We start from the raw sequence: 6,640 nt of genomic DNA on the forward strand, positions 1-6,640 counted from the left end.
ATTAAATCAAAAGGTGGCTTAAAGAGTAACATCTGTCTTTTGGGACAGGTGTTTTTTTATTACCTGCTAACAAGTTGGGAGGCACTCATATGAAGCGATGGCGTCGTTGTTTGAATTGAATCAGAGAAAATTTAATAAAATTTAAACGAAGAGGAGAACATGACAATGAATAAATTATTAGGAACAGTATTAACTTCAGCATTAACAATTTCACTTTTAGCAGGATGTGGAACATCTACTAGTAATAAGAAGAAGGTAGGTATTATCCAGTTCATGGATCATACTTCACTCAATGAAATTAAGGATTCATTTGATAAGGAAATGAAGTCTCTTGGATATGATGATAAGAATATCGAATATACATTCAAGAATGGCCAGGGTGACACAAATACATGTGCAAGCATCGCTAATGATTTTGCAGGAAAGAACTTTGATTGTGTGATGGCCATCGCAACGCCTGCTGCTCAGGCAGTTGCAAAACTTGCTACTAAGACTCCAGTTGTATTTAGTGCAGTAACTGATCCAGTAGGGGCGCAATTAACTAGCTCATTATCTAAACCAGATAAGAATATTACTGGTACAAGTGATGAGGTACAGGTTGATCAGATTATTGATAAGGCATTAGAAATCAATCCAAATACAAAAACAATTGGTATGCTTTATAACAAGGGAGAAGCAAACTCAGTCACTAATATTAAGAAAGCCAAAGCCTATTGTGCAAAAAAGAATATCAAGGTTGAAGAAGCAACAATTGCTTCAGTCAATGAAGCACAGAGTGCAATCAACGTATTAAATAGTAAATGTGATGCAATCTTTACACCTAATGATAATACAGTTGCAAGTGCTATGAATGTAGTGAGTGAGGCTTGTAAGAAAGCAAATAAGCCTTTATATGTCGGTGCTGATTCAATGGTTAAAGATGGTGGTTTTTTAAGTGTTGGTATTGATTATAAGGAACTTGGTAAAGAAACGGCTAAAATCGTTGATAAAGTATTAAAGGGTAATAAAGTAGAAAATATACCAGTAAAAGTATTTAAAACAAACTTAAAAATCTATGTGAATACAACTACAAAAGAAAAATTAGATATTAAGTTACCAGAAAGTATTACAAGCGACAGTAAATATACAGAAATCTAAGGAGTTTTTATGAATAGCACAATTATTCTTGGAGCCCTGGAGTTAGGAGGCATATTTGCCGTCCTATCTATAGGCTTATATATTAGTTTCAAAGTTTTGAATATTCCAGATTTGACAGTGGATGGAAGTTTTACAACAGGATGTGCAGTAAGTGCCATAATGGCAGTAGCAGGGTATCCACTACTTGGTATGGTACTTGGATTTATAGCAGGTGCGATTGCCGGTATTGTGACAGGCTTACTTATTACTAAGCTTAATATTAATGAGATCCTAGCTGGAATCCTTACCCAGACAGCATTATATTCAGTGAATCTACGTATCATGCATCAGACACCTAATATCTCATTATTCAATCATAAGACAATTTTCAGCAATACCGCTCAGTTTGAGCCTTACGATAAATTATTCATTATTGGTTTGATTGTGATTGTGATTACTACATTACTCAATTATTTTTTAAAGACACAGATGGGTCTTGCATTAAGAGCCTGTGGTGATAATGAAGCAATGGTACGTGCAAGCTCTATTGATACAGATAAGATGAAGATTGTTGGTTTAGGACTTGCGAATGGTTTGGTTGCTTTAAGTGGTGCACTCTTTACACAGCAGCAGGGCTATGCAGATATTACAAGTGGTATTGGTATGATGGTTATCGGACTTGCTTCTATTATCATTGGTCTTACATTTATTAAGAGTGATAAGGTAGTAGTATGTTTAATTGGAACTATTGTAGGAGCAATCTTCTATCGTTTTGCGTTAACTATTGCTTTATATTTAGGTTTACCTTCAGGAGATTTAAAGATCCTATCAGCATTTATTGTTGTGATTGCGATTTCTTCTGCAACACTCAAGAGGAGGTTCACGAAACATGCTTGATATTAAAGATTTAACAGTTATATTTAATGAAGGGACAGTCAATAAAAAGAAAGCCATTGATCACTTATCTCTTCATCTTGAACCAGGAGACTTTGTGACTATTATTGGTTCTAATGGTGCTGGTAAGTCCACATTATTTGGTGCTATTTCTGGTGCCGTAGAAGCAAAAGAAGGAACTATTGTCTTAGATGATAAAGATATCACTCATGAAAAGGAATATGTGAGAAGCCGTACCATTGGTCGTTTATTTCAGGATCCTTTAAGAGGAACAGCCCCTTCAATGACAATTGAAGAAAACTTATCTCTAGCTTATCAAAGAGGAAAACATTTCTCACTCACACCATTTACTCATAAACACCATGATGTCTTTGTGAATGCATTAAAGGACTTAGATATTGGTTTAGAAGACCGTTTAACAACTAAGGTGGGTACTTTATCAGGTGGACAAAGACAGGCTTTGACTTTACTTATGGCAACACTTGTCAAGCCTCAATTACTTTTATTAGATGAACATACGGCGGCACTTGATCCTGCAACATCTATAAAGGTTATGAAACTATCAGAAAGAATTGCGAAAGAACATCATATCACTACAATGATGATCACTCATGATATGGAAGATGCCTTAAAATATGGGAATAGAATTCTGATGATGAAGGATGGAAAAATCATTGCAGATATTGATGAAGAAACTAAAAAGAGAATGACTGTCGAAGAACTCGTAAGAAAATTTACTGAAACAGGAGAAGCGAATGATCGCGTTCTTCTTCACTAGACAAGGATGATTCCTTGTCTTTTTAATGGATGAAAAAAGCAGACCTAAGTCTGCTTAGAGGTAGTATTGTTGGAAATAACGTAATCTGATGAGATCACAGATTGACATGATCTGATAGTTGAAATCTATTGAATCAAACTTACCTGGTACATAGATAACAGTTGTATTTCCATTAAAACATGACTGTGTATATTTACGGTTCTGCGTGATGAGTAATGAATATGCCTTTTCAAAACTGCAATTATCATATTTCTTCATTTCTTCTAGACTACGTCCTGTTGCGCTTACAAAGATGACAACATCATCTTCATTAAATTGAATAGGATCATACTTATGATAATGGATAAATGGACGTCCAAAAGAAATCATATCTGTCTGTAGCTCTACAGCAATAGAACAAGGATATAAACCACCAAAGATAATGATACGTTTTGCTTTATAGAAATGTTCACAGATAGAAGTGATTGTATCTGCCAGTACTTCTTCATCCATGGCCTTATCCATCTTAGCTAAGAATTTCTGAGGAGTTTCTCCAAATAATCTGACACGAATCTGATTTAAACGTAATTGATGATCTGCTTCAAGCTTAAAACGGAAATCCTCATAAGTAGAGAATCCAAATGATAATAGAAAGCTATACAGTTCTTCTTTTCTAAACGCACCTTTATTTAAGAATTCTTCTTCAGACATCTCAAATATATCTAGATAGTTAAAGATTATGAAATTACATATTTTATAATAGTAATCATTATGCATCGCACCATTTAAATAAGTCAATATTCTACTAAGTAACAAGCCCATTATATTCACGCCCCTTTACTGATATTATATCATAGTTGTAATAATCTATAGAAATAATTTTGTATTATGTTTTATTTTGTCTATAATGTATTTAAAGGGGGCTAAAGCATGCGTATTAAAGAACTACCATTAAGTGATATTCATTTTATTCCATCAGAATATACAGATCATCTCTATCATTCTATTATTAGAATAGGCTTTTCTTTTCCTATTAAAGTGAAAGAAACAGGTTTTGGCTATTTATGTGTAGATGGCAATAAGAGATTAACTGCTTTACGTGATATTTTAGAAAAGGATCCTTCCTATAAAAGAGGAGATAAGGTCAAGGTGATTATAGTCAATAGTACAGATAATCGTTCAAATGACTGTTCTCGTGGAAGGAATACTCATTAATGAGACTGATAGACATATTTGTATTAAATAAATGTGGAAGTAAGAAACAGGCAAAGAAGGCAATTAAAAAGGGACTTATATTAGTCAATAATCATACAATTGAAGAAGATATAGACATAACTGATGAAACAGTTATTTATGATTCTAAGATTCTTGATCCTCATCCCTTGAAATACTATATCATTCATAAACCATCAGGCTATGTATGTGCCAATAGGGATCCTCATGATCCCTGTCTTATTAGCTTGCTTCCAGATGATAACCTTCATTATGTGGGGAGATTAGACCGTGATACAACGGGTCTAGTCATTATGACTAATGATCTTAAATTAAGAAAAAGACTCACTCTACCTGAATTTCATATACCTCGAACATATGCATTTACTTGTCTTTATCCACTAAAGGATATTGCTGCTTTTAAAGAAGGCATTATTATTGATGGAGATGTTAAATGCTTACCAGCACTAGTGGAAATGAAAAGTGATCATGAAGGAATGATTACATTAGAAGAAGGACGTTATCATGAAATAAAGAAGATGTTCCTTTCTCTTGATAATAAGATTACGTCACTTCATCGTGTTATGTATGGAGATATCTCGTTAGGTGATTTACCTAGTGGTGCTTATCGTACACTCACAAAAGAAGAAATTAATCATTTAAAAGACATCACAGGGAGGGAAATATGCAATATATCAAAGAAATAGATATTCATGGCTATACTCAGCAGGAAGCTCGTAAGATCATAGATCAGGCATTAAAGAAGCCCGATGCGTTAACTTTAAGAATTATCCATGGATATAACCAAGGTCAGACTTTAGGTCAGATGGTGAGAAAAAGATATCGCAGTCATCCTCACGTACAGAGAATAGAATTATCTATGAATCCAGGTATTACTGATATTATTACTAAATAAGGAGTTTATAATGACAAAAGATGTATTAGAATATTTTAAGATTATTTGTAGTATTCCTCATCCTTCAGGACATGAAGAATTACTAGGAAACTATATAGAAGAATTTGCGCAAATTCATGAACTTAACTATGAAAGAAATGAAATAGGGGACATTATTATTTATAAGGAAGCAAGTGTTGGTTATGAAGACCATGCATCTATTTTATTACAGGGTCATATGGATATGATGGCTGAAAAAGATGCAGATAGTAACCATGACTTCCTCACTGATCCTTTAGAAATCTATGAAGAAGATGGTTATTTACATGCAACAAAAACAACTTTAGGAGCAGATGATGGTGTAGCAGTGGCTATTATGTTAGCCTTATTAAGTGATGATCACGTTAAACATCCTCGTTTAGAATGCTTATTTACTGTCCAGGAAGAAACGACTATGGAAGGTATTACTCATGTAGATAAAGATTGGATCCATGCCCGCAAGATGATTTCTTTAGATGGTGATGTTGTGGGAGAAACAAATGTTTCTTCTGCAGGTGGCGTTCAGTTGACTATTCGAAAGAATGCAACATTCGTAGAATCTCATGATCAGGGATATAAACTTAATATTAAAGGATTATTAGGTGGTCATTCTGGTGATGCGATTAAAGAAGGTAGAGGCAATGCGATTAAGATTGCAGGACTTGTACTAAAAGCATGTTTAGATAATGGCTTTGATATTCGTTTCTCTTCACTTAATGCAGGACAGAAGGCCAATGCAATCTGTAGAGATGGTTTATTTACTTTCCAGTCTTCTAGTAATAAAGAAGAATTAAAGGCTTTTATTCATGAAAGAATGGAAGAACAGAAGACTCTCTATCCATTAGAATCACTTGATTATACATTAGAAGAAGAACAGAGTGGGCATGTGATTTTAGATAGTGATGCACTTATTCATTTCCTTGCATTATGTCCATATGGTGTAGAGAAGTATTCTTATTACTTTAATCATTTCCCAGTTCTTTCTTTAAATCTAGGGATTATGGAAACAACAGAAAAAGCTGTAGAGCTTATTCTATTATTACGTAGTGAGAATGAAATCAATCTTAAACTACTTGTAAATGAAGTAGAAACATTGGCTTCTTTATTTGGCTTAAGTGTGACACCATCAGATGAATATTATGGTTGGAGTTATGATCCTAATTCTCAGTTACGTAAGTCTTACAAGGAAGCTTATAAAAAAGCATATAATAAAGAACTCAAAGAAGTACCGACTCATGGTGGATTAGAAACAGGTTATATGAGTCGAATATTCCCAGATATGGATATTGTGACTATGGGACCAAACTGTATAGATATCCATACACCACAGGAAAGATTAGAAATCAAAACTCTTTATGAAGTCCATGACTTCTTAAAGAACTGGCTAGGAGAATTATAATGAAATGTGATATAGCGAAAAAATGTGGAAGCTGTCAATTTATCAATCAAGGCTATGCTAAGTCTTTGGAATATAAGAATGAAGAGTGTAAGAAGATTTTTAAGGATTTAAAGGTCAATGTACACCCAGTTTCTGGTATGGAAGATCCTTATTACTATCGTAATAAGACAATTATTGCGTTTGATAAGACATATAACTATGGTTTATATGAAGAGAATTCTCATCGTATTATTCCTTATAAATCTTGTCTTATTCATGATCAGGAAACAGATGCAATTATTAGTAAAATAGCTGTACTATTTAGAAAGTATAGAGTTTCTATTTATGA

General features: G+C 33.7%; 8 protein-coding genes and 1 pseudogene. 8 read left to right on the forward strand and 1 reads right to left on the reverse strand.

The annotated features are described in order from the left end of the window. Positions 1-165: 165 nt before the first annotated feature. The 3 genes from QZQ55_RS10060 to QZQ55_RS10070 are packed head-to-tail and all read left to right on the forward strand — an operon-like array spanning position 166 to position 2,788. Entirely contained in the window at positions 166-1,137 is a 972-nt protein-coding gene (locus QZQ55_RS10060) for an ABC transporter substrate-binding protein (RefSeq protein WP_295092974.1), read from the forward strand. Between the two features lie 9 nt (positions 1,138-1,146). Then, positions 1,147-2,013, forward strand: a complete 867-nt coding sequence (locus QZQ55_RS10065; RefSeq protein WP_295092976.1) for an ABC transporter permease — start codon at positions 1,147-1,149, stop codon at positions 2,011-2,013. Then, a complete protein-coding gene (locus QZQ55_RS10070; protein ID WP_295092977.1) occupies positions 2,006-2,788 on the forward strand; it encodes an ABC transporter ATP-binding protein in 783 nt (260 codons plus the stop codon). The genes QZQ55_RS10065 and QZQ55_RS10070 overlap by 8 nt, the downstream gene beginning before the upstream one ends. Positions 2,789-2,842: 54 nt before the next feature. Here the strand turns inward: QZQ55_RS10070 and QZQ55_RS10075 are convergent, their stop codons facing one another. Continuing rightward, positions 2,843-3,589 carry a MurR/RpiR family transcriptional regulator gene (locus tag QZQ55_RS10075; RefSeq protein WP_295092979.1) on the reverse strand — a complete coding sequence of 249 codons (747 nt, stop codon included), beginning with the start codon at positions 3,587-3,589 and terminating at the stop codon, positions 2,843-2,845. Positions 3,590-3,697: 108 nt separating this feature from the next. Here QZQ55_RS10075 and QZQ55_RS10080 point away from each other — a divergent pair, with 108 nt between their 5' ends. The 5 genes and pseudogenes from QZQ55_RS10080 to QZQ55_RS10100 all read left to right on the forward strand — a co-directional run. Further along, entirely contained in the window at positions 3,698-3,982 is a 285-nt protein-coding gene (locus QZQ55_RS10080; protein ID WP_295092981.1) for a hypothetical protein, read from the forward strand. Beyond that, positions 3,982-4,686: a pseudouridine synthase gene (locus QZQ55_RS10085; protein WP_295092983.1), complete on the forward strand. Its 705-nt coding sequence runs from the start codon at positions 3,982-3,984 to the stop codon at positions 4,684-4,686. Before QZQ55_RS10080 ends, QZQ55_RS10085 begins: the two co-directional genes overlap by 1 nt. Then, the gene (locus QZQ55_RS10090) at positions 4,665-4,895 is read left to right on the forward strand and encodes a Smr/MutS family protein (RefSeq protein ID WP_295092984.1); all 231 of its coding nucleotides are present in this window, start codon (positions 4,665-4,667) and stop codon (positions 4,893-4,895) included. The genes QZQ55_RS10085 and QZQ55_RS10090 overlap by 22 nt, the downstream gene beginning before the upstream one ends. Before the next feature lie 10 nt (positions 4,896-4,905). Further along, entirely contained in the window at positions 4,906-6,312 is a 1,407-nt protein-coding gene (gene pepD, locus QZQ55_RS10095) for a beta-Ala-His dipeptidase (protein WP_295092986.1), read from the forward strand. Beyond that, a pseudogene (locus QZQ55_RS10100) lies at positions 6,312-6,640 on the forward strand (23S rRNA (uracil(1939)-C(5))-methyltransferase RlmD); the annotation flags it as partial. The gene pepD and the pseudogene QZQ55_RS10100, both read left to right, overlap by 1 nt.

It is taken from the genome of uncultured Catenibacterium sp. (assembly GCF_900540665.1).
Classification (GTDB): domain Bacteria; phylum Bacillota_I; class Bacilli_A; order Erysipelotrichales; family Coprobacillaceae; genus Catenibacterium.

What these genes read in the sequence shown, in the direction of transcription:
- QZQ55_RS10060 (WP_295092974.1), top strand. Translation starts at nt 166, where the DNA reads ATGAATAAATTATTAGGAACAGTATTAACTTCAGCATTAACAATTTCA.
- QZQ55_RS10065 (WP_295092976.1), top strand. Translation starts at nt 1,147, where the DNA reads ATGAATAGCACAATTATTCTTGGAGCCCTGGAGTTAGGAGGCATATTT.
- QZQ55_RS10070 (WP_295092977.1), top strand. Translation starts at nt 2,006, where the DNA reads ATGCTTGATATTAAAGATTTAACAGTTATATTTAATGAAGGGACAGTC.
- QZQ55_RS10075 (WP_295092979.1), bottom strand. Translation starts at nt 3,589, where the DNA reads ATGGGCTTGTTACTTAGTAGAATATTGACTTATTTAAATGGTGCGATG.
- QZQ55_RS10080 (WP_295092981.1), top strand. Translation starts at nt 3,698, where the DNA reads ATGCGTATTAAAGAACTACCATTAAGTGATATTCATTTTATTCCATCA.
- QZQ55_RS10085 (WP_295092983.1), top strand. Translation starts at nt 3,982, where the DNA reads ATGAGACTGATAGACATATTTGTATTAAATAAATGTGGAAGTAAGAAA.
- QZQ55_RS10090 (WP_295092984.1), top strand. Translation starts at nt 4,665, where the DNA reads ATGCAATATATCAAAGAAATAGATATTCATGGCTATACTCAGCAGGAA.
- pepD (WP_295092986.1), top strand. Translation starts at nt 4,906, where the DNA reads ATGACAAAAGATGTATTAGAATATTTTAAGATTATTTGTAGTATTCCT.